Source organism: Janthinobacterium lyxosi (assembly GCF_051380665.1).
Taxonomy (GTDB): Bacteria; Pseudomonadota; Gammaproteobacteria; order Burkholderiales; family Burkholderiaceae_D; genus Janthinobacterium.
Map to the genome: position 1 here is coordinate 213,325 of NZ_JBNYXM010000008.1, position 21,196 is coordinate 234,520.

20 protein-coding genes are annotated in these 21,196 nt (G+C 62.7%); 15 read left to right on the top strand and 5 right to left on the bottom strand.

Features of this window, described 5'->3' with window-relative positions:
- Window positions 1-6: 6 nt before the first annotated feature.
- Window positions 7-3,141: an Rne/Rng family ribonuclease gene (locus tag ACQ4WP_RS10850; protein ID WP_436520432.1), complete on the bottom strand. Its 3,135-nt coding sequence runs from the start codon at window positions 3,139-3,141 to the stop codon at window positions 7-9.
- A gap of 693 nt (window positions 3,142-3,834) precedes the next feature.
- Here ACQ4WP_RS10850 and ACQ4WP_RS10855 point away from each other — a divergent pair.
- The 4 genes from ACQ4WP_RS10855 to ACQ4WP_RS10870 all read left to right on the top strand — a co-directional run bounded on the left by ACQ4WP_RS10855 (window position 3,835) and on the right by ACQ4WP_RS10870 (window position 6,996).
- Entirely contained in the window at window positions 3,835-4,830 is a 996-nt protein-coding gene (locus ACQ4WP_RS10855; protein ID WP_436520434.1) for an RluA family pseudouridine synthase, read from the top strand.
- 90 nt (window positions 4,831-4,920) lie between these two features.
- Window positions 4,921-5,580, top strand: coding sequence for an HAD-IIIA family hydrolase (locus ACQ4WP_RS10860; protein WP_096237515.1), 660 nt, complete (start codon window positions 4,921-4,923; stop codon window positions 5,578-5,580).
- A complete protein-coding gene (locus ACQ4WP_RS10865) occupies window positions 5,577-5,954 on the top strand; it encodes a Rieske (2Fe-2S) protein (protein ID WP_436520436.1) in 378 nt (125 codons plus the stop codon). The genes ACQ4WP_RS10860 and ACQ4WP_RS10865 overlap by 4 nt, the downstream gene beginning before the upstream one ends.
- Window positions 5,955-5,994: 40 nt before the next feature.
- Complete coding sequence (locus tag ACQ4WP_RS10870; protein ID WP_436520438.1) at window positions 5,995-6,996, top strand: S49 family peptidase; 1,002 nt, start codon at window positions 5,995-5,997, stop codon at window positions 6,994-6,996.
- 384 nt (window positions 6,997-7,380) lie between these two features.
- Here the strand turns inward: ACQ4WP_RS10870 and ACQ4WP_RS10875 are convergent, their stop codons facing one another.
- On the bottom strand, window positions 7,381-7,773 hold the full coding sequence (locus ACQ4WP_RS10875; RefSeq protein WP_436520440.1) for a hypothetical protein: 393 nt from the start codon (window positions 7,771-7,773) through the stop codon (window positions 7,381-7,383).
- A 256-nt stretch (window positions 7,774-8,029) separates the two neighbouring features.
- Between ACQ4WP_RS10875 and ACQ4WP_RS10880 the strand changes: the two genes are divergently transcribed.
- The 11 genes from ACQ4WP_RS10880 (at window position 8,030) to ACQ4WP_RS10930 (ending at window position 19,407) form a co-directional block, all read left to right on the top strand.
- The gene (locus ACQ4WP_RS10880; RefSeq protein WP_436520442.1) at window positions 8,030-8,740 is read left to right on the top strand and encodes a pseudouridine synthase; all 711 of its coding nucleotides are present in this window, start codon (window positions 8,030-8,032) and stop codon (window positions 8,738-8,740) included.
- Between the two features lie 88 nt (window positions 8,741-8,828).
- Complete coding sequence (locus ACQ4WP_RS10885; RefSeq protein WP_436520444.1) at window positions 8,829-9,827, top strand: fumarylacetoacetate hydrolase family protein; 999 nt, start codon at window positions 8,829-8,831, stop codon at window positions 9,825-9,827.
- Window positions 9,828-9,966: 139 nt separating this feature from the next.
- Window positions 9,967-11,160, top strand: coding sequence for a flagellar biosynthesis protein FlhB (flhB, locus tag ACQ4WP_RS10890; protein WP_436520446.1), 1,194 nt, complete (start codon window positions 9,967-9,969; stop codon window positions 11,158-11,160).
- Window positions 11,157-13,253 (top strand): flagellar biosynthesis protein FlhA, encoded by a 2,097-nt coding sequence (gene flhA, locus ACQ4WP_RS10895; protein WP_436520448.1) that lies wholly within the window; start codon window positions 11,157-11,159, stop codon window positions 13,251-13,253. Before flhB ends, flhA begins: the two co-directional genes overlap by 4 nt.
- A gap of 312 nt (window positions 13,254-13,565) precedes the next feature.
- Window positions 13,566-14,894, top strand: coding sequence for a flagellar biosynthesis GTPase FlhF (gene flhF / locus ACQ4WP_RS10900; RefSeq protein WP_436520450.1), 1,329 nt, complete (start codon window positions 13,566-13,568; stop codon window positions 14,892-14,894).
- Window positions 14,887-15,750 (top strand): MinD/ParA family ATP-binding protein, encoded by an 864-nt coding sequence (locus tag ACQ4WP_RS10905; protein WP_436520452.1) that lies wholly within the window; start codon window positions 14,887-14,889, stop codon window positions 15,748-15,750. Before flhF ends, ACQ4WP_RS10905 begins: the two co-directional genes overlap by 8 nt.
- Window positions 15,751-15,794: 44 nt before the next feature.
- Window positions 15,795-16,526 (top strand): RNA polymerase sigma factor FliA, encoded by a 732-nt coding sequence (locus tag ACQ4WP_RS10910; protein ID WP_436520454.1) that lies wholly within the window; start codon window positions 15,795-15,797, stop codon window positions 16,524-16,526.
- On the top strand, window positions 16,508-17,254 hold the full coding sequence (locus ACQ4WP_RS10915) for a flagellar motor protein (protein WP_436520456.1): 747 nt from the start codon (window positions 16,508-16,510) through the stop codon (window positions 17,252-17,254). The genes ACQ4WP_RS10910 and ACQ4WP_RS10915 overlap by 19 nt, the downstream gene beginning before the upstream one ends.
- A gap of 5 nt (window positions 17,255-17,259) precedes the next feature.
- The gene (motD, locus tag ACQ4WP_RS10920; protein WP_436520526.1) at window positions 17,260-18,060 is read left to right on the top strand and encodes a flagellar motor protein MotD; all 801 of its coding nucleotides are present in this window, start codon (window positions 17,260-17,262) and stop codon (window positions 18,058-18,060) included.
- Window positions 18,061-18,110: 50 nt separating this feature from the next.
- Window positions 18,111-18,473 (top strand): translation initiation factor Sui1, encoded by a 363-nt coding sequence (locus ACQ4WP_RS10925; RefSeq protein ID WP_436520458.1) that lies wholly within the window; start codon window positions 18,111-18,113, stop codon window positions 18,471-18,473.
- A gap of 73 nt (window positions 18,474-18,546) precedes the next feature.
- Window positions 18,547-19,407: a hypothetical protein gene (locus ACQ4WP_RS10930; RefSeq protein ID WP_436520460.1), complete on the top strand. Its 861-nt coding sequence runs from the start codon at window positions 18,547-18,549 to the stop codon at window positions 19,405-19,407.
- A 62-nt stretch (window positions 19,408-19,469) separates the two neighbouring features.
- Here the strand turns inward: ACQ4WP_RS10930 and ACQ4WP_RS10935 are convergent, their stop codons facing one another.
- The 3 genes from ACQ4WP_RS10935 to flgA all read right to left on the bottom strand — a co-directional run bounded on the left by ACQ4WP_RS10935 (window position 19,470) and on the right by flgA (window position 21,061).
- The gene (locus ACQ4WP_RS10935; RefSeq protein WP_436520462.1) at window positions 19,470-19,937 is read right to left on the bottom strand and encodes a flagella synthesis protein FlgN; all 468 of its coding nucleotides are present in this window, start codon (window positions 19,935-19,937) and stop codon (window positions 19,470-19,472) included.
- A gap of 8 nt (window positions 19,938-19,945) precedes the next feature.
- The gene (gene flgM, locus ACQ4WP_RS10940) at window positions 19,946-20,254 is read right to left on the bottom strand and encodes a flagellar biosynthesis anti-sigma factor FlgM (protein ID WP_034787161.1); all 309 of its coding nucleotides are present in this window, start codon (window positions 20,252-20,254) and stop codon (window positions 19,946-19,948) included.
- Between the two features lie 111 nt (window positions 20,255-20,365).
- Window positions 20,366-21,061 carry a flagellar basal body P-ring formation chaperone FlgA gene (gene flgA, locus ACQ4WP_RS10945; protein WP_282406775.1) on the bottom strand — a complete coding sequence of 232 codons (696 nt, stop codon included), beginning with the start codon at window positions 21,059-21,061 and terminating at the stop codon, window positions 20,366-20,368.
- Window positions 21,062-21,196: the final 135 nt, after the last annotated feature.

The window sequence follows — 21,196 nt, forward strand, 5'->3', positions numbered from 1 at the left end:
GCGCGCTTATGGACGTTGCGTGTTGACCTGGATCAACGGCTCATCCGATTGCGGCGGCAATGGCTTGCGTTCGCGCGGCTTGCGTACCGGGGCCACGGCCTTGGCCGCCGCTTCCTGCGCCAGGCGCAGTTTTTCCGGATCGGTGGCAGCCAGGGTCAGGCCAGCCGAACCGAGCACTGCGCTCAAGTCCAGCGGCGCGGGCACCGGCGCTGGAGCCGGTGCGGAAGCCGGTACTGGAGCAACGACAGGCGCAGGAGCAGGAGCAGGAGCAGGAGCAGGAGCAGGAGCAACCACCACCGGAGCGGCTTCCACCACGGCAGGCGCTGCTTCAGCTACTGGCGTTGGTGCTTCTTCGATCACGGCGATGGCTTCCACCAGCGGTGCAGCTTCCACGACAGGCACGGCTTCGACGATGATTTCCGCTGCAACTGGCGCAGGCGCTGGTGCAGCGTCCGCTTTCTCGACAAAGCTGTACTCGGCAGCTGGTGCCGGTTCGGCAGCGGCTGGTTCAGCTTGCGCTGCAGCCGCTTCGACAGGGGCTGCCGGCACGATCACTTCAGCAACTGGTGCGGCTTCTGCGGCAGGAGCGGCTTCTTCGACCTTGGCGATGTCCACGACCTTGGCCACTTCAACCACTTCGACCACTTCCACGACTGCAGCTTCCACTGGCGCGGCAGCGACGGCAGCCACGACGGCTACTGGAGCCGCATCAGCTACAGCTTCCGGCGCCGGAGCGACCGTAAAGCTGATTGCCGGCGCGTCCTGGCCTTCGTTCTCGCCATTTGCCGATTCGATCAGCTCGCCCGTTTCGCGGTCGCGGCGGTTGCGGTTGCGGCCACCACGACGACGGCGGCGGCGCGGTTCTTCGCCATCCACGTCGATTTCCGTCTCTTCGCCTTCAGGACCGGCATTTACCGGTGCTTTCAGCAAGCTCGTTGGTGCGGCATCAGCGTCCGGACCTGCCGATGGCACGACCACGTTGACGGCGCTGGCGGTGGCGCCAACCAGGGCCAATTCTTCAGCTTTCACTTCAGCAACAACAGCCTTGTCGGCGCGTGGTTCGCGTCCTTCGCGTGGCTGGCGTGGCGGACGTTCCGCGCGCTCAGGACGCTCTGCGCGTTCCGGACGCTCGGCGCGCTCAGGACGTTCACCGCGTTCGCGTGGTGCCGCCGTTGCATCGCCGGCTTCACGCGGTTCGCGTGGCGGACGCGGAGGGCGTGGCGGACGGGCTGCCTTTTCCAGTGCTTCAGCTTCCTTGGCTGCGTCGTCCTGGGCTGGACGGCCCTGGCCCGGTTCGCGTTCTTCGCGGCCAGGCTTGCCGTTGCGGCCACGGCCACGCGGGCCACGGCTGTTGCGGTCGCCACGGTCGGTGCCGGCCGGTTTGGCCGGTGCAACAGGGGCGGGGGCTGCTGCCACCGGGGCCGGGGCGCCGGTGAAGAAGCTGATGATCTTGGCGATAAGGCCTTGTGGCGCGGCAGGTGCGGCCACCGGGGCAGCCTTGGCTTCGACGGGCTTGCGCTCGACCAGCGGTGCCGGCTGGTCGGGGGTGATCGTCTTGACGACGGCTTCCTGGCGCGGCTTGGCTTCTTCCTTCTGGCGCTTGCTGTAAGCCATGTCGGTTTCAGCGCTTTCCGCCAGGTTGTAGCTGGCCTGGCTGTCTTCCAGACGCGGATCGTCGTGCTTGATGCGTTCCAGCTTGTAGTGCGGCGTTTCCAGATGCTTGTTCGGGATCAGGATCACGGCGATGCGGTGGCGGTTTTCGATTTTGAGCACTTCGCCGCGCTTTTCGTTCAGCAGGAAGGCACCCACATCGACGGGCACTTGCACGTGGATGGTGGCCGAGTTTTCCTTCATCGCCTCTTCCTGGATGATGCGCAGCACCTGCAGGGCGGACGATTCGGTATCGCGGATGTGTCCCGTGCCGGAGCAGCGCGGGCACGTCACGTGCGAGCCTTCGGACAGCGAAGGACGCAGGCGCTGGCGCGACAGTTCCATCAGGCCGAAGCGGGAAATCTTGCCCATTTGTACACGGGCACGGTCATGATGCAGCGCATCTTTCAAGCGCTGTTCCACTTCGCGCTGATTTTTTGCCACTTCCATGTCGATGAAGTCGATGACGATCAAGCCACCCAAGTCGCGCAGGCGCAGCTGGCGGGCCACTTCTTCGGCCGCTTCGCAGTTGGTGTTGAAGGCGGTCGTCTCGATGTCGGCGCCGCGCGTGGCGCGGGCCGAGTTGACGTCGACGGAGACCAGCGCTTCGGTATGGTCGATCACGATGGCGCCGCCCGATGGTAGCGGCACGGTGCGGCTGTAGGCCGTTTCGATCTGGTGTTCGATCTGGAAGCGCGAGAACAGCGGCACGTCGTCGCTGTAGCGTTTTACGCGGTGCACCATGTCGGGCATCACGTGGCTCATGAACTGGTGCGCCTGGTCGTAGATCTCGTCGGTGTCGATCAGGATCTCGCCGATGTCGGGCTGGAAGTAGTCGCGGATGGCGCGGATGACGAGCGAGGATTCCTGGTAGATCAGGAAGGCGCCGTTGGCCGACTTGCCGGCGCCTTCGATGGCGCGCCACAGTTGCATCAGGTAATTCAAGTCCCACTGCAGTTCATCGACGTTGCGGCCGATGCCGGCGGTGCGGGCAATGACGGACATGCCAGCTGGCAAGTCCAGTTTATCCATGGTTTCGCGCAATTCCTGGCGCTCTTCACCTTCCACGCGGCGCGATACGCCACCGCCGCGCGGGTTGTTCGGCATCAATACCAGGTAACGGCCGGCCAGCGAGACGAACGAGGTCAGGGCAGCGCCCTTGTTGCCGCGCTCTTCCTTTTCCACTTGCACCATGATTTCCTGGCCTTCGCGCAGCGCCTCCTTGACGGAAGCGTTACGCACATCGACGCCTTCGCGGAAATACGTGCGGGCAACTTCCTTGAAAGGCAGGAAGCCGTGGCGGTCTTCGCCATAGCTGACGAAGCACGCTTCGAGCGATGGCTCGATGCGCGTGATCACGCCCTTGTAGATGTTGGATTTGCGCTGTTCGCGCCCGGCTGTCTCGATATCGATGTCGATCAGTTTTTGTCCGTCGACAATCGCTACGCGCAGTTCTTCTTGCTGCGTGGCATTAAACAACATGCGTTTCATTTTTATAACTCCGCGGCCCGTAGGCCATCTCAAAGCCGCTTCCGGGGAAGCGGCGAAGTACAGGGATATATGCGAGAACGGGAGTGTTGGCGGGGGAAATGCCTTAGCGTGCGGAGCAACAACGCGTACGAGGTATACGTTACGGCCGCAACAGGCGCGGTGAGGTCGATCGTCATGCCGAGTGCACAGGACACCTGCAACTCATCTGAAACAGCCCGAACGAGAATGAACTACATCGGGGGGCAGAGAATGCAAGTGGTCAGCAAATTCAGAGCCAAATCGTCAGCCGGCTCATTACAGGGATCGCGATGGCGAGGCTTGGCCTCAGCCTATTCATCGACAACCTCAGGTGGCCGCATACGGGGTTTGGCGAAAACGGCAAGCGTTATCAACTTCATCAACCCGCGAGCCCGACTCGATAAGTCGCGCTAACGGGTACTTATCCTTATAATCCCACACTCACTTCAGCATCTCCACGCGTTATCCGATTACAACTACGGTGCAACCTTGATTCGCGCAGGGATGGTGCATATACATTTTTTTCCACCGAATTTGCAATTTGGCGAGGCCGGTGGAGACGCCCCTGTGTAAAATGTGCTTTTATTCTTACACTCGCAGCAGCCAGGGCCGCAGCAAAAACAATTATATATTCAAAATGAAGGACTTAGAGAGATTTCTGGGAAGACATAGTAAATGAAGAGTCAAAAAGATGTTGTTCCCCCTTCAACACCCCCGCTTCAGCCGCAAGCCCAATTTGTAACGATCGCCGAGGAAGAAGCAGGCCAGCGCATCGACAACTACTTATTAAGAGTGTGCAAGGGAGTGCCTAAAAGCCACATCTACCGGATCTTGCGATCGGGAGAAGTGCGGGTTAATAAAGGCCGTATCGATCAGCTGTACCGTCTCGCCGCCGGCGACGTGGTGCGCATTCCACCCGTGCGCGTGGCCGAAAAGGCGCCCACGGGCGCGCCGGCCGCCGAATTCAAGATCATCTTTGAAGATGCGCAGCTGCTCGTCATCGACAAGCCGGCCGGCGTGGCCGTGCATGGCGGCTCGGGCGTCTCGTTCGGCGTGATCGAGCAATTGCGCGCTTCGCGCCCCGACGCCAAGTTCCTGGAACTGGTGCACCGCCTGGACCGCGACACGTCCGGCTTGTTGTTGCTGGCAAAGAAACGTACCGCATTGACGAATTTGCACGAGCAGATGCGCGACGGCGTCACCGACAAGCGCTACCTGGTGCTGGTGGCGGGCGACTGGAAGAATGCGCGCCAGCATATCAAGCTGCCGCTGCATAAATATACGACGGCCGAAGGCGAGCGCCGGGTGGCCGTGCAGGCCGATGGCCTGGCGTCGCACACGGTGTTTTCACTGTTGCATAAATATCACAACTTCGCCTTGCTGGAAGCGGAATTGAAGACGGGACGCACGCACCAGATCCGCGTGCACCTGTCCTCCTCCGGTTTCCCCATCGCCGGCGACGATAAATATGGCGACTTTGCTCTCAACCGTGCCCTCTTGAAAGCCGATAGCACGCGCGGCGCCCTGAAGCGCATGTTCCTGCACGCGCACCAGATCACGTTTACGCATCCGGAGACAGGCAAGAGTCTGACCCTGAACGCGCCGCTGGCTGCCGAATGCGAGCGTTTCTTGGTAAGCTTGGGCAAACCATTGGCCGTTGCTGCACGATAGCTATCCACCGCGTGCGCGCGACACTACTCACAAGGTAGTCAGTCGCCATCATTCATTCTCAAGGAGCCGGCGGCTTTGCCGTCGGGAAACATGGCAAGAAAGCAATTTGATCTGATCGTCTTCGATTGGGACGGTACGCTGATAGATAGTACCTCGACCATCGTCAAGTGCATCCAGGCGTCGGCCAAAGACCTGGGCTTGCCAATTCCCACCGAGTTGCTGGCCTCGCATGTGATCGGCCTGGGCTTGCAGGAAGCGATGCAGCTGGTGATGCCCGATGTCGAGCCGAAATACCATGCACGCATGGCCGAGCGCTACCGTTATCACTATCTGTCGCGTGACCATGAGTTGACCCTGTTTCCCGGCGTGCAAGAAATGCTGCAGGAACTCTCGCAGCAAGCGTACTTTCTGGCCGTCGCCACGGGCAAAAGCCGTGTCGGCCTGAACCGTTCCTTGAATGCCGTCAAGTTGCTGTCGCTGTTCGATGCGACGCGCTGCGCCGATGAAACGTTTTCCAAGCCCCATCCGGCCATGCTGCAGGAGCTGACGCGCGAACTGGGGCAGGACATGCGCCGCACCGTGATGATCGGCGATACCAGTCATGATTTGTTGATGGCAAGCAATGCGGGCGCGGCCGGTATTGCCGTAGAGTATGGGGCGCATCCTGTGGAGCAATTGCAGGCTTGCAATCCCTTGTATTCGGCCGCCACGGTGGCCGACCTGCACCAATGGCTGAGCGAGCACGCATGATGAGCGATGTTGTCGACGTATTCATTTGTGCCGCCGATGCGGTGGCCGATGGTGGCAAGGGCATGCGCTTTCCCGTCTCTGCCGGTGGCGAAGCGACCACCGGCTTTGTCGTGCGCCACGGCGGCAAGGCGTATGGCTACCTGAACCGCTGCGCCCACGTGCCGATCGAACTGGACTGGGCCGAGGGCGAGTTTTTCGAGTCCAGTGGCTTGTACCTGATGTGTTCGACGCATGGCGCCATCTATGTGCCGGAGAGCGGCCTGTGCGCGGGTGGACCCTGCAAGGGCGGTCGCTTGCGCCCGATTCCCGTGAGCGAGCGCGATGGCCAGCTGTACTGGCAACCCGATGAGTATGTCCAGCCGCTGCCAGCCTGAAGGCGGGTTTAGGTCTTCTGTAATTTAAATAAAGTGAACCATGAGCGATAACACGAATGACACGGTGACGGGGCCTGCGCCAGCCGCCAGCGGCGGCGCCCCGGCCGGCCACTGGGAGCGCGACGTGCTGGAAAAGCTGGTATTTGCCACTTTGCAAGAGCAACGCGCGCACCGCCGCTGGAGCATCTTTTTCAAGGTCTTCGGCCTGCTGATCGTGCTGTTCGCCCTGTGGGTGTTTTATGACTACAACACGGCCGATGACAGCGAGACCCTGGGCCGCCACACGGCGCTGATCGACATTAGCGGCGCCATCGACTCCGAAGGTAGCGGCTCGGCTGCCGTCGTCATCCCCGCGTTGGACAAGGCATTTTCCGATGCCGGTTCCGTCGCCGTGGTGCTGCATATTAATAGTCCGGGCGGCAGTCCCGTGCAGGCTGGCATGATCGTTGACGAGATGCGGCGCCTGCGCAAGGGCTATCCGGACAAGCCCTTGTATGTGGTGGTCGATGAAATGTGCGCCTCGGGCGGCTATTACATCGCCGCCGCCGCCGACCGCATCTACGTCAACAAGGCCAGCGTGGTGGGCTCCATCGGCGTGCTGATGGATGGCTTCGGCTTTACGGGCGTGATGGAAAAGGTGGGCGTCGAGCGGCGCCTGCTGACGGCGGGCGAGAACAAGGGTTTCATGGACCCGTTCAGCCCGTTGACGGAAAAACACAAGGCGTATGCGCAAGGCATGCTCAATGAAATCCACCAGCAATTCATCGACGTCGTGCGCACGGGACGGGGCAAGCGCCTGAAGGAAACGCCGGATACCTTCTCCGGCTTGTACTGGACGGGCGCAAAAGCCGTGGAAATGGGCCTGGCCGATGATTTCGGCACGGTCGACAGCGTGGCGCGCGACGTCGTCAAGGCGGAAGACATCGTCGACTACACGCAGCATGAAGGCTTGCCGGAACGGGTGCTGAAAAAATTTGGCGCCGCCATGGGCGCCGGTGCCATGAAGGCGGCCGTGCAGCAGTCACAACCGGCATTGCGTTGAGGACATCACTCTTGGCAGGCAGGCAAGCCAGTCGAGAATGATTTTCAATAAGGTGGTATTTTGGCTTGAAAAAGGGACTGCTTGGGCTATAGTGAAGGCGTAGTTCTTTTCAAGGAGGGGCGATATATCAACTATGTTGTCAGTACTAACTTGATTGGCAGGTCTTGGAACTACTCGCCGCATCGCAGATGTGGTTTTGAGTGAATTTACATTCCTCACTAAAGTCCCGTTGGGGCTTGGGAACGGCGGCGCAATGCCGCCGTTTCCTTTTGTGCGTCGTTCGTGCTGGATGTGCTGGCGCGAAGCGTCGTTGTTGCGTTGTCTGGGCGAGATGGCAAGGTAGGCATGCGAGGGTGAGGCATGGCTGGTTCGATGGCGGTGCGCTCAGGCGGCGCAGCCGTTGCAGTGTGCGGGCAGGGGCGGGGTGGCTGCTTGCCGGGCCGGCGCCGTTGCTGTGCTGCTGGTGCTGGTGCTGGTATCGGGCGGCGTTTCCGCCATGGTGGGTGCGCTGACGTTGTCGGCTGCCGTATCCGTATCCGTATCCGCGTGTGCAAAGCCGCCCTGTTCCAGCCAACACATGAAATGGTATTGCGCCTCGGCATGCCAGTGCGTCTGGCGCGCTGGTGCCGGCGGCGCGTTCGCATCCTGCGGCGCAGGGGCGTTGCGCCAGCGCGCCACGCCGAGTTTGACTTTGTGCATGGCCGCCTGTTCCACGGCGATGCGCTTGCGCATGTCGGCGATGCTGCCTTGTAAGGCGATGGTATCGGTATGCTTCATACAATATCCTTGTGAGTCGTTGTTTGGTTATTATTCCTAAAGCTCATTAGGCGGATTCCTAACGAAGTTTCAGTCTATCAATGCGATATTCCGAGCGCTTGATATATCTCAAAGAAATTGGCCATTTATATCGAAATCTCACCTTGTGCTTCGCCTTATGTGTGCCTGCGCAAGGCTGGCGCGCGCTCCGCCGCCAGGCGCAGGCGGTGCGCGCCGCCGCTTCACGCTGCCAGCTGCTTCTGGTAAAGTCACGCCCATGAGTAAATTATCCCTAGACCGCATCCTGCAATCGCAGGGTTTTGGCACCCGTAAATATTGTCGTTCCCTCATCGAGGATGGCGATGTCGTCATCGATGGCGTCACCCAGACCAATTACCGCACCACCGTCGAGACCGAAGGCTTGGTGCTGCACGTTTTCGAAGAAGAGTGGGTGTACCGCGCGCACCTGTACCTGGCGCTGAACAAGCCTGCCAACTTCGAATGCTCGCGCAAGCCCAGTCATCACCCTGGCGTGCTGACCCTGCTGCCGGAACAGTTCACCTGGCGCGAAGTCCAGCCCGTCGGCCGGCTCGACCACGATACGACCGGCATGCTGCTGATGTCCGACGATGGCCCATTTATCCATGCACAATCGTCGCCGAAGCGTCACGTTCCAAAGATTTACCAGGCTGTCACGCAAGAACCCGTGACCGATGAACTGGTGGCGCAGCTATTGGCTGGCGTGCAATTGCACGATGAACCGGCCCCGCTGGCGGCCCTGGTCTGCGTCCAGCGCGGAGAATTCCAGCTGGAAATCGTGCTCGAGCAAGGCAAATACCACCAGGTCAAGCGCATGCTGGCCGCCGCCGGCAACCATTGCAGCGCGCTGCACCGTTCCGCCATCGGCAGCCTGACGCTGGAATCGCTGGGCATCGCCGAAGGCGAGTGGTGCTACCTCACGCCCGAGCAGATCGCGCTGCTGGCGTAAATCCCTCCTGACCGCCAAAGCCGGGGATGTCCCGGCTTTTTGGCGTCTTTAGTCCCTAATTGCCTGCATTTGACGAAGTTTCCTCCACATGAAATTAGCTACCCTGAAGGATGGCACGCGCGACGGCCAGCTGGCTGTCGTCTCGCGCGACCTGAAAACCGCCCATCTGGCCGATGGCATCGCCTCGACCCTGCAAAAGGCGCTCGACGACTGGAGTTTCATCGCGCCCCAGCTGGACTTGCTGTACCAGACCATCAATAGCGGCCGCGGTCATCGCGCCTTCGAGTTCGATACGGCCAACTGCATGGCGCCCTTGCCGCGCAGCAGCCTGCGCGTGGCTGGCGCCTCTTACCTGCAGCAGATCGAGCGGGCCTGCAAGGCGGCGGGCGTTGACGCGCCCGCCAACTTGCGCGAGGCGCCACGCCTGTATCAGGGCGCCAGCGACGATTTCCTCGGCGCCAACGACGACATCACCCTGGCGCACGAGCAGTGGGGCATCGATTACGAAGCGGGTATCGCTGCCATCACGGACGACGTGGCCATGGGCTCGACGCCGGACCAGGCACACCTGAACATCAAGCTCTTGATGCTGGTCAACGACATTAGCTTGCGCAGCCTGGCGCACGACGAACAGGCGAGTGGCTACGGCTTCCTGCAGGCGAAACCGGCCATGGCCTGCTCGCCCGTGACCATCACGCCCGACGAGCTGGGCGACGCCTGGCGCGGCGGCAAGGTGCATTCCGCCCTGCGTTGCAGCCTGAACGGCAAATTGACGGGCCAGCCCCACGCGGGCGCCGACATGGCGTTTAATTATCCGCAATTGCTCGCCCATTTGTGCCAGACGCGCAACGCGCGCGCCGGCAGCGTGGTCAGTGCGGGCGGCGTCGCCAACAAAGAAGTCAAGAAGGGCTTTTCCAGTATCGTTGAGCGACGTAACCAGGAGATGATCGCCGATGGCGTCGCCAGTACGCCCTATTTGCTGTTCGGTGATGTGCTTCGACTGGAAATGCTGGGTGATGATGGTAAGTCGCTGTTTGGCGCCATCGAGCAGACGGTGAAGCAAGCCGAAGCGCGCAAGTCGCGTTAAGTTTCTTATAGGCAAAGGGAAATGCAGGGGATTTGCCCCCCTGTTCCGCCGATGGCATTCGCCCGCTGGAACCGATAATGCGTCATGCCCAGTCCGTATTGCGCCTAATCAGGCTGCAGGACTTCACCGGAGTTGATTGATGTCGGAAGACAGCGACGCAGAAAAGACCGAAGCCGCGTCACCGAAGCGCCTCGAGCAGGCGCGTGAGGAAGGCGACGTTCCGCGATCGCGTGAAGTGGCAACGTTCACTGTGCTGATGGCGTCCGGTTGTTGCCTGTGGTTTGCCGGCGACGCCATCGTGCGGCGGCTGACGGCCGTCATGGTCTCCGGCCTGACCCTGGATCGGGAGCAAATCCTCAATCCCGACGCGATGATGCTGCGCATCGGCTACGACGTGGGCTCCGTCTTGCTGACTTGTTTGCCGTACGCGCTGGCCATCATGCTCGTCGCCCTGGCTTCTCCCGTGCTGGTGGGCGGCTGGCTGTTCAGTTCCAAGGCGTTTACCCCCAATTTTGGCAAGCTCAACCCGATTCGCGGCCTGGGCAACATGTTTTCCAAGAATTCGCTGGTGGAATTGCTCAAGGCTGTCGCCAAGACCATCGTCGTCGGCGTCGTCGCCTGGATGGTGATGCAGCACCAGAAAGACGCCGTGCTGGGCCTGTCGGTCGAATCCTTGCGCGCCGGTTCGGCCCATTTGATCAGCCTGCTGATCACGGCCTTCCTGATGATCGTGGGCGCGCTGGGCCTGATCGCCGCCATCGACGGTCCGTACCAGATGTGGCACTACGCCAACAAGATGAAAATGTCCTTGCAGGAAGTCAAGCAGGAATCGAAGGAGTCGGACGGCAATCCGCAGATCAAGGCGAAGATACGCCAGATGCAGCATGAAATGTCGCGCCGCCGCATGATGGCCGACGTGCCGACGGCCGACGTGGTGGTGACCAATCCTACCCACTACGCGGTGGCCTTGAAGTATGGCGAGAATTCGCGCGGCGCGCCGCAGGTGGTGGCCAAGGGCATCGACGAGGTGGCGGCGAAGATCCGCGAACTGGCGGGCGAACACAAGGTCGCCATCCTGGAAGCACCGGCCCTGGCGCGTGCGCTGTACAAGCACACGGACATCGGCGACGAGATCCCCGCGGCGTTGTATGGCGCCGTGGCCGAAGTGCTGGCATATGTGTTCCAGCTGCGCAGCTACGGCAGTGGCCACGGCCAGCGGCCCGACAAGCCGAAAAAACTCGATGTGCCGCCGGAGCTCGATCCGCTCGACCCCGCATCGCAGACCAAAGCCGCATCCGACGCAGCAGACAAGAATAAAGGAAGTACACCATGAACGGCCTGAGATTGCCAGCCTGGCTCAGCGGAATGAGCAGCAACGCCAGCAAGGGTCTCGCCGCGCCGATCATCATCATCATGCTGCTGGCGATGATGGTGCTGCCGCTGCCGGCCTTCATCCTCGATATTTTCTTCAGTTTCAATATCGCGCTGTCCATCATCGTGCTGCTGACGGCGCTGTACACGGTCAAGCCGCTCGACTTCATGGCGTTCCCGACCATCCTGCTGGTGTCGACCATGCTGCGCCTGTCGCTGAACGTGGCGTCCACGCGCGTGGTGCTGACGGAAGGCCATACGGGCGCCGACGCTGCCGGTAAAGTGATCGAAGCGTTCGGCCACTTCCTGATCGGTGGCAACTACACGGTCGGTATCGTGGTGTTCATCATTTTGACCATCATCAACTTTACCGTGGTGACCAAGGGTGCGGGCCGTATCGCCGAGGTGGGCGCCCGCTTCGCGCTGGACGCCATGCCCGGCAAGCAGATGGCCATCGATGCCGACCTGAACGCCGGACTGATCGGCGAAGACGAAGCGCGTCGCCGCCGCACGGAAGTGGCGCAGGAAGCGGAATTCTATGGCGCCATGGACGGTGCCAGCAAATACGTGCGCGGCGACGCCATCGCCGGCATCATGGTTACCGTCATCAACATCGTCGGCGGCTTGCTGGTGGGTTTGCTGCAGCATGACATGGGCTTTGCCGACGCGCTCAAGAATTACACCCTGCTGGCCATCGGTGACGGCCTGGTGGCGCAGATTCCTTCGCTGATCATTTCCACGGCGGCCGGTATCGTCGTCTCGCGCGTGGCCAGCGACCAGGACATCGGCACCCAGCTGGTGGGCCAGCTGTTCGCCAAGCCGCAAGTGCTGTACATTACCGCCGCCATCATCGGCGGCATGGGCTTGATTCCGGGCATGCCGAACATGGTCTTTCTTCTGCTGGCCTCGCTGCTGGCCGGCTCCGCCTATTTGATCAGCAAGAAACGCACGCAGGAAAAAGCGGCGGCCGAGAAGCCGGCCGAAGTGCCGCAAGCCACCGTGGCGCCCGAGCAGGAAGAAGCCAGCTGGCAAGACATCATGCCCGTCGATACCCTGGGCCTGGAAGTGGGCTATCGTTTGATCCCGCTGGTCGACAAGACGCAGGGCGGCGAATTACTCAAGCGCATCAAGGGCATCCGCAAGAAATTTGCCCAGGAAGTGGGCTTTCTGGCGCCGCCCGTGCATATCCGCGACAACCTGGAATTGAAACCTTCCGCCTACCGCATCACCCTCAAGGGCGTGGAAGTGGGCGTGGGCGAAGCGTTCAACGGGCAGTTCCTGGCGATTAATCCCGGCATGGCCAGTGGCACCTTGCCGGGCCTGGCCACCAGCGACCCTGCGTTCGGGCTGCCCGCCACCTGGATCGACGCGAGCTTGCGCGACCAGGCGCAATCGATGGGCTACACGGTGGTCGATGCGGGCACCGTGGTGGCCACGCACCTGAACCATTTGATCACCTCGCACGCTTCCGAGCTGCTGGGCCGCGCGGAAGTGCAGTCCCTGCTCGACCACCTGGGCAAGGATGCACCGCGCCTGGTGGAAGACCTGGTGCCGAAGATGCTGTCGCTGTCGACCCTGCAAAAGGTGCTGCAGAACCTGCTGGCCGAGGGCGTGCATATCCGCGACATGCGCAGCATCATCGAGACCCTGGCCGAGCATACGGTCAATACGCAAGACCCGAACGAGTTGACGGCGCTGGTGCGCGTATCCCTGGGCCGCGCCATCGTGCAGCAATTGTTCCCCGGCGCGGCCGAACTGTCGGTGATGACCCTGGACAGCCGCCTGGAGCGCCTGCTGATGCAAGCCATGGGCAATGGCAGCGATGGCGCCGGCATCGAGCCGGGCCTGGCCGATACCATCGCGCACCAGGCGGGCCTGGCTGCCCAGCAACAGGAAGCGCTGGGCCTGACGCCGGTGCTGCTGGTGCCGGCGCCGCTGCGCGCCTTGCTGTCGCGCTTCCTGCGCCGCGCCTTGCCGCAGCTGAAAGTGCTGTCGCATGCGGAAGTGCCGGAAACCAAGACCATTCGCGTCACCAGTCTGGTGGGCGCGCAGTAGTTGGCATTGTTAGCATCGGGGTCAGACCCCCGCTAGCGTTAGCGCGGAGCTTTGCGTTAGCATCGGTGGGGGTCTGACCCCAGCCTCCCGGTCCTTGCTTTTGGTCAAATAAACATCAATTTCCTCCCGGCAAACTGAATAACGGGTACTTTCCCGTCCTGTTCCTTCGATCGTTTCCTCCAGGCATCGCTAATAATGGAAACTGTCCGGGTGATCTGTGTCCATGAGGAAGACAGCACCCAAGCAACAGGAGTCGACGATGGTCACACAGTTCAGCCAATATTGCGCCACCCCCGCCTTGGGAGGCCGGTCATGAATGTGAAGAAATTTACGGGCGCTTCGTCGCGCGATGCGCTGCGCAAGGTGCGCGAAGCGCTGGGCCCCGATGCCGTGATCCTGTCGAACCGCCAGGCCGATGGCGTGGTGGAAATCCTCGCGCTGGCCAATGACGATGCCGCTTCGCTGGCCTCGCCGCCGGCCGCGTCCGAAATGGCCCAGCCCCGTCCCCAGTTGCAGACCCAGTTCGCCACGCCGCAGCGCGCAGCCGCCCCGGCCCAGCGCCCGGCTGCGCCACGCCCGGCCGCGCCGCGCCAGGCTTCTTCCGAGCCAGTGGACATGGCCCGCATGCAGCAGATGATGGCCAGCGCGCTGGCGCACGTCAAGGAAAATGCCGCCGCCGAGATGAGCGGCATGATGAATGAAATCCGCGCCATGCGCGGCATGATGGAAACCCAGCTGGCGGAAATCTCGTGGGGCTCGACGCAGCAGCGCGAGCCGCAAAAAGCCGTGGTGTTGCGCGAAATGCTGGCCGCCGGTTTTTCCGCCAGCCTGGCGCGCTACCTGATCGACAAGCTGCCCGCCGGCCTCGATGGCGCGCAAAGCATGCGCTGGATCAAGACCGTCCTCAGCCGTAACCTGAATACGGTCGCCAATGAAGACGCCATGCTGGAGCAGGGCGGCGTGTTTGCCCTGGTAGGCCCGACCGGTGTCGGCAAGACCACCAGCACGGCCAAGCTGGCGGCCCGCTGCGTGATGCGCCACGGCCCGGAAAAGCTGGCCCTGATTACCACCGATGCCTATCGTATCGGCGCGCACGAACAGCTGCGCATCTATGGCAAGATCCTCGGCGTGATGGTGCATTCGGTGAAGGATGAGGCAGACTTGCGCATCGCCCTGAAGGAATTGAAGAACAAGCACACGGTGCTGATCGATACGGTGGGCGTGAGCCAGCGCGACCAGATGGTGACGGAACAGGTGGCCATGCTGTCGGGCGCTGGCGCCGATGTGAAACGCCTGCTGTGCCTGAATTCCACGGCGACGCAGGAAACCCTCAATGAAGTGGTGCGCGCCTACCAGGGCAGCGGCCTGGCCGGCTGCATCATGACCAAGCTCGATGAAGCGGCGTCGATCGGCAATGTGCTCGACGTGGTGATCCGCCAGAAGCTGAACCTGTTTTATGTGTCGAACGGCCAGCGCGTGCCGGAAGACCTGTACCTGGCCGACCGCGGCTACCTGATCGACCGCGCCTTCAAGCTCAAGCGCGATGCGGCGGCCACGCAGTTTTCCGATGCCGAACTGCCGCTGCTGATGGCGCAGGCGGCCGCCCGCAACAATGAAGCGCGCGGGGTGCACCTTGGCTAATTTCGATTTCGACCAGGCCGAAGGCTTGCGCCGCATGCTGGCCGGCCCGCAGCCGCGCGTGATGACATTTTTATCGGCCACGCCGCAAGATGACAAGGGCGCCATGCTGGTCAACCTGGGCGCCTCGCTGGCTTACGGCGGCAATGATGTGCTGCTGCTCGACGCCAGTGGCGGCAGCGATGGCGTGGCTGCGCGCCTGGGACTGGCGCACGGCGCCAGCCTGCGCGACGTGGCGCGCCAGCAGTGCGCCTTGAACCAGGTCATCCACCAGGTGCCGCAAGGCTTTGGCGTGGCCAGCCTGGGCGCACGCAACCATCTGATGGACAGCATGGACTATGCGGGCGAGGACGAACTGCGCCGCCTGGGCAAGACTTTCGAAGTGCTGGCGCGCCAGAGCGGCATCGTGCTGGTCGACGGCGTCGTGGCCGACGAGGGTGCCTGCTTCCCTGTGCCGCTGATGGCCTCGTCCGACATCGTGGTGCAAGTCTCGAGCAGCGCCACCTCGATCAAGGCCGCGTACTGCCTGATCAAGCGCCTGAGCCAGGAACTGGGACGCCGTCCGTTTGGCATTCTGGTCACCGGCGCTTCCGAATCCGAGGCAAAAGTGGTATACGATAATATGGCGCAGGCGGCGAGCCGCTACCTGGCCGTGAAACTGACCTCGATGGGGTCGGTGCCTGCCGATGAGTATCTGCATCGCGCGGCGCGGCTGGGTCGCAGCGTGGTCGATGCCTTTCCGCTGGCGGGAGCCTCGGTGGCGTTTCGCGGACTGGCCGAGCGGCTGGCCCGTTCGGCGGCACCGGTGCTCGGTGGCACCTTGTACCAGACGGGGAGCCTGCACCAGTTCAGCGCCTGATTCCATCATCAGCACACGATAGCAGTTAAAACAATAAGCAGCCTATGTACACGGTCAAAGGGAAATCGAACAAGGACTATTTGCTGACGGAGCACATTCCGTTGGTGAAGCGTCTGGCGCACCATATGAAGGCGAAATTGCCGCCTTCGGTCGAGGTCGATGACCTGATCCAGGCCGGCATGATCGGTCTGCTCGATGCCATTAGCCGCTATGAAGAGACGCATGGCGCGCAGTTCGAGACGTATGCCGTGCTGCGCATCCGCGGCGCCATGCTCGACGAATTGCGCACCAGCGACTGGCTGCCGCGCAGCATGCGCCAGAATATGCGCAAGATCGAGGAGGCGATGAGCGCCTTGCAGCAGCGCCTGGGCCACCCGCCGACGGAGTCGGAAGTGGCGAAACTGCTGAAAATGTCGCTCTCGGACTACCAGGAAATGCTGGGCGACGGCGGCGGCCACCAGTTGCTGTACTACGAAGACTTTCATGACCCGGACGGCAATGACAGCTTCCTCGACCGCCATTGCGTGGACGAGGACAGCGACCCCTTGCGTTCCCTGCTCGATACCGATTTCCGGCAATCCGTGATCGATGCCATCGACGCGCTGCCGCCACGCGAGAAAATACTCATGGGCCTGTATTACGAAGAAGAGCTGAACCTGAAGGAGATCGGTGCGGTGATGGGTGTCTCCGAATCGCGCGTCTCGCAACTGCATACCCAGGCCGTCGCGCGCCTGCGCGCAACCTTGAGGGAGCAGGCGTGGACTGGTCCAGCGTAATCGGGCTGGCGCTGGCGCTGGCGGGCCTCTTGGTCGGCCAGGCACTGGAAGGCGGCAAGATGGCCTCCCTGCTGCAGCCGGCCGCCTTTGCCATCGTCATCGTCGGCACCTTCGGCGCCGTGCTGCTGCAAACGCGGCTGCGCACCTTCGTGCGCGGCCTGGAAATGCTGCGCTGGGTCTTCCTGCCGCCGGCCGACACGCGTGCCGCACTGGCGCGCGACATCGGACAATGGAGTTTGACGGCGCGCCGCGATGGCCCGCTGGCGCTCGAGCGCCTGATGGAAAACACGGCCGACCGCTTCAACGCCAAGGGCTTGAGGATGATCGTTGACGGCATCGCGCCCGACAAGCTGCGCCAGCTGCTCGACGTGGAAATCTCCGCCTACGAGCTGGCCGAGCGCCAGGCCGTCAAGGTGTGGGAATCGGCGGCCGGCTATTCGCCCACCATCGGTATTTTGGGCGCCGTGCTGGGCCTGATCCACGTCATGGAAAACCTCACCGACCCGAGTAAATTAGGCAGCGGCATCGCCGTGGCCTTCGTCTCGACGATTTATGGCGTGGGCCTGGCCAATCTGCTGTTCCTGCCGGTGGCCAATAAACTCAAGGCCATCGTCACGCGCCGCGTGCTGCAGTACGAAATCACGGCCGCCGTGCTGTACGACATCGCCACGGGCGACCATACGCGCATCATCGAAGAGCGCGTGGCCAGCCTGCTGCACGAGCACTGAGCATGATGCGGCGCGCACGCAGGAAGTATGACGAGGAACCGGACAACCAGGACCGCTGGCTGATCTCGTACGCCGACTTCATCACTTTGCTGTTCGCCTTTTTCGTCGTCATGTATGCGATTTCGCAAGTCAATGAGGGCAAGTATCGCGTCTTCCAGAACGCCATCGGCCAGGCTTTCAGCCTGGAAAAGGGCGCGCCGCCCATCATCATGGAAGCGCCGCAGGCGATCCCGCTGCCGAATCCGGCCCTGAAACGCCGCACGGAAGCCATCCGCCGCGAGCGTGAACACATGACGCGCCTGGCGCAGGACCTCACGTCCACCCTGGCGCCGCTGGTCAAGGAAGGCAAAGTCAGGGTCACGCAGACGAGCCGCGGCGTGAGCGTGGAAATCAATGCCAGCGTGCTGTTCGACCCGGGCGCCGCAGGGCTGACGATGGAGTCGGACCAGGCCTTGCGCGCCGTGGCCGTGCTGCTCAAGGATGATACGCACGACGTGCAGGTGGAAGGGCATACGGATGTCCAGCCGATCAGCAATTCGACCTTTGCCTCGAACTGGGAATTGTCGGCCGCGCGCGCCAGCGCCGTGGTGCGCCTGTTCATCGCCAGCGGCGTGCAAGCCTCGCGCCTGACGGCCGTGGGCCACGCCGACAACATCCCCGTGGCGCCGAACGCCACGCCGGAAGGGCGCGCGCGCAACCGCCGGGTCGCCGTGACGATTTTGTCCGGCATCCCCGAAACGGTGACGGAAGTGCCAACGGCGCCCGTCGCACCTGCACCGGCACCGGCACCGGCACCGGCCAACTGAACCCCGGCGCTTGGTACAATCGCGGCCTTCTCCCTTTTTATCTCTCGATCATGAAAAGCAGTTCCCTGGGCGGTCTCGTGTATTCCACCGAAACGGGCCGCATGTGCCCCGCCTGCCGCCAGCCGCTGGCGCAATGCGTGTGCAAGGCGCAAGCCAAGGCGGCGCCTGCGGGCGACGGTGTGGTGCGCGTATCGCGCCAGACCAAGGGGCGCGGCGGCAAGAGCGTCACCGTGGTGAAAGGCTTGGCGCTGGACGCCATCGCGCTGGTCCTGCTGGGCAAGCAGCTGCGCACGCAATGCGGCTCGGGCGGCACGGTCAAGGATGGCGTGATCGAAGTGCAGGGCGACCACGTGGACACCATCCTGGCCGCGCTGGCCAAGCTGGGTCACCAGCCTAAAAAGGCCGGCGGCTAGCCGGCTCGCGTGCGTGCGGGACTGTGCCGCGCGCCCGTGGTAACGTGCGCTTCCCATCCACGCGCGCCACTTCATGATGAATATCAAACTGACCGGCATCGCCATCGCTGCTGCCATCGCGGCAGCGCTGGCGCTGGCGTATTGGCCCGCGTCCGACGGCGGCGCGCCGGAAGTTGCCGCCACCATTGCCGCCAGCGCGCCGCCGGGACGCAGCCTGGAATCGTATTTGAATATCGATGCCTCCGTCCCTGCGGCCCAGGTGCCCGTTGTCGTGTCCCTGGCGCAGCGACTCGAACGCCTGGGTGCCAGCGGCAGGGCGGAAGATGCGTATGCGGCCTTCAACCTGATCGACGACTGCATCGTTTTCCAACGCGAAAGCCGCTTGCCGGGGATGGAATTCGAGCTGGGACGCGAGATGACGGCGGAAGAAAAAGCCGCCCAGCAGCAGCTGTGCGCGGAACTGACGCAGCGCCAGCGCGAAGACCGCCTCGGTTACCTTGCCACTGCAGCGAAGGCGGGCGTGCCGGGCGCCGCCACCCTGTTCCTGTCGGAAGGCCCGTTCGGCGACCGCAGCGCGCTGCGCAACCGTCCCGACGATCCGCTGGTGCAGGCATGGAAGCGGCAAGCCATCGCCCAGCTGACGGCGCAGGCGGACGCGGCCGAACTCACCAGCGTGGCTACCCTGATGATGGCGTATCTGCGCGATGGCGAGGTGGTGCAGAAGGATGCGCCGCAAGCGTATGGCTACCTGCTGGCCCTGCGCCTCGTCTACGACGACATGCTGGCGCCCGGCGTCACCAATCCGTATCAGGATGAATACTGGCACTGGCTGCAGGCGGAACTGACGCCGGAGCAGCAGGCTGCCGCCGCAGCGAAGGGGCAGGCCATCGCGGCGAAATTTCGCCAGCATGCTGGGCGACCCGCGCACGGTTGAGCTGGCAAGGCCGCTGCGCCTTGCCGGGGGGCGCTGTTGAATAAGGAAAATAAGAAGGGGAATTAGCCGATGACGACGCGCCGGCTGGCCGTGTTCGTCATCGGTTGGCCGCTGGGGCCGTAGAAATTGCCGCTCTGGGCCGTGGGGCGCATGGCGTTCAGGGCGCCTTGCGTGTGCAGCATGTGCTTGTTGACCAGCAGGCTGTTCAGTCGGTTTTGTTCCTTGGCTTCGCGCGTGGTCTCGAGCAGGGCTTTCCACAGGGATGCCGCTTCGGCTTCGCCGGCGCCGACCAGCCAGTCTTCCATGCCCGCCTCGGCGGCCGTGAAACCGGCTGCCGCCAGCGCCTGGTGGCGTTGCGCCGCCAGCTGGCTCAATTGCCCTACGAGTGCCGTCTTGCGCGCCGTGAGCTCCGTGATTGCATCGATGTCAGCCGCAACCAGATGCCGCTGTTCTTCTTTCATCAATGCCAGCAATGTGGTCATGAGCTGTTGCTCGTCGCGCAGGCTGGAAAACGGAGTCACTGATTGCATGAGGGAACCTATCTATTTCGTGAGTGCAGCAAGTCCTTGACCGTGTCGAGGAGACCGTCCGCTACTTTTTCAGAGTTGACCTGGAACTGGCCGTCGGCGATCGCCAGCTTGATGCGTTCGACTTTCTTCGTGTCGAACACGGCGCCGCTGCCGGCAGTTGCACTGGCCGCTAATGCCTGTCCTTGCGGCGACAGGCGTACATTGTCCGACGTCGTCGGTGTTGCCTGGGCTTTCTCGGCATTCCGGGCGCCGGAGGTGCTCGCGGGCGCCACCGGCAGGCCGGGATTGCTTTTAATGGTGTTGTCGGTAATTTTCACAGCGTGATCCTCGTCTGGTCGAAGTCAAGAAACTCCGGGATATGTGTCATTATCGGCACCTTCTGCCGAAACTTTAGTGCGCCAGACCACAATATCGCTGTCCATCCGTGTTTAAAAGGCGACCTCCACCATGCCGCCTGCGCGCGCCACGCCGCTGATCTGCTGGCCGCTCTGCGTGCGTACCTGCACCGTCTGGCCATCGCCGGCGCTGCCGATGGCGCGTCCTTCTGATGCTACCTGGAAACCGTTGCCACTGGAAACGACGCGCACCAGCTGGCCCTGCATCACCACCGGCTTGCGGCGCAGGGTGTCGAGGCGCATCGGCGTGCCTGGTGGCAAGGAAATATTCGTGCTGGCGCCCACCACCTGGGCCATGTCCGTGGCGATGCCTGCCGGCAATGCGGCCAGGTCGCCCTGCATCGTCACCAGCTGGCTGGCGTCGATGGCTTGCCCTTGCGCCAGCGGCACGGCGCTGGCCACGTAGTCGCCCACGACGGCCACGTTCGCCTGTAAATAAATGGTCCAGTTGCTTGGCGCCGTGCAGCGCACGCCCACGGTGGTCTTGCCCCAGGCGCGGGCGCCCGGCGCCATGAATGCTTGTGGTGCGGGGCAGGCCGCCAGGTTCAGGCGCGGATCGACGGCGCCGACGCTGATTGTCACCTTGCCCGGCAAGCCGTTGCTTTGCACCTGCAGGAATTGTTCCACGCTGTTGCGCAGCGCTTCCGGCGTCTGCCGGCCGGCGTTTTGCGCTTGCGCCAGCAGTGGCAGGGCGGCAAGAGCGAGAAGGAGTGCGAGCGGTGTTTTCATGGTGATAGGCCTCTGGAATACTGCCATGATAGTGCGCGCCGCCCTGATCGAAGCGCCGATTAAGGGGTAAAAGTACGGTCTGATCCAGCGATGGCCTTGCCGTTGGGCACCGTACTATGTTTCCTGTCATCACTA

What these genes read in the sequence shown, in the direction of transcription:
- flhB (WP_436520446.1), top strand. Translation starts at nt 9,967, where the DNA reads ATGTCGGAAGACAGCGACGCAGAAAAGACCGAAGCCGCGTCACCGAAG.
- motD (WP_436520526.1), top strand. Translation starts at nt 17,260, where the DNA reads ATGCGGCGCGCACGCAGGAAGTATGACGAGGAACCGGACAACCAGGAC.
- ACQ4WP_RS10935 (WP_436520462.1), bottom strand. Translation starts at nt 19,937, where the DNA reads ATGCAATCAGTGACTCCGTTTTCCAGCCTGCGCGACGAGCAACAGCTC.
- ACQ4WP_RS10850 (WP_436520432.1), bottom strand. Translation starts at nt 3,141, where the DNA reads ATGAAACGCATGTTGTTTAATGCCACGCAGCAAGAAGAACTGCGCGTA.
- ACQ4WP_RS10910 (WP_436520454.1), top strand. Translation starts at nt 15,795, where the DNA reads ATGTACACGGTCAAAGGGAAATCGAACAAGGACTATTTGCTGACGGAG.
- flhA (WP_436520448.1), top strand. Translation starts at nt 11,157, where the DNA reads ATGAACGGCCTGAGATTGCCAGCCTGGCTCAGCGGAATGAGCAGCAAC.
- ACQ4WP_RS10860 (WP_096237515.1), top strand. Translation starts at nt 4,921, where the DNA reads ATGGCAAGAAAGCAATTTGATCTGATCGTCTTCGATTGGGACGGTACG.
- flgA (WP_282406775.1), bottom strand. Translation starts at nt 21,061, where the DNA reads ATGAAAACACCGCTCGCACTCCTTCTCGCTCTTGCCGCCCTGCCACTG.
- ACQ4WP_RS10870 (WP_436520438.1), top strand. Translation starts at nt 5,995, where the DNA reads ATGAGCGATAACACGAATGACACGGTGACGGGGCCTGCGCCAGCCGCC.
- ACQ4WP_RS10855 (WP_436520434.1), top strand. Translation starts at nt 3,835, where the DNA reads ATGAAGAGTCAAAAAGATGTTGTTCCCCCTTCAACACCCCCGCTTCAG.
- ACQ4WP_RS10930 (WP_436520460.1), top strand. Translation starts at nt 18,547, where the DNA reads ATGATGAATATCAAACTGACCGGCATCGCCATCGCTGCTGCCATCGCG.
- ACQ4WP_RS10925 (WP_436520458.1), top strand. Translation starts at nt 18,111, where the DNA reads ATGAAAAGCAGTTCCCTGGGCGGTCTCGTGTATTCCACCGAAACGGGC.
- ACQ4WP_RS10880 (WP_436520442.1), top strand. Translation starts at nt 8,030, where the DNA reads ATGAGTAAATTATCCCTAGACCGCATCCTGCAATCGCAGGGTTTTGGC.
- ACQ4WP_RS10865 (WP_436520436.1), top strand. Translation starts at nt 5,577, where the DNA reads ATGATGAGCGATGTTGTCGACGTATTCATTTGTGCCGCCGATGCGGTG.
- ACQ4WP_RS10885 (WP_436520444.1), top strand. Translation starts at nt 8,829, where the DNA reads ATGAAATTAGCTACCCTGAAGGATGGCACGCGCGACGGCCAGCTGGCT.
- flhF (WP_436520450.1), top strand. Translation starts at nt 13,566, where the DNA reads ATGAATGTGAAGAAATTTACGGGCGCTTCGTCGCGCGATGCGCTGCGC.
- ACQ4WP_RS10875 (WP_436520440.1), bottom strand. Translation starts at nt 7,773, where the DNA reads ATGAAGCATACCGATACCATCGCCTTACAAGGCAGCATCGCCGACATG.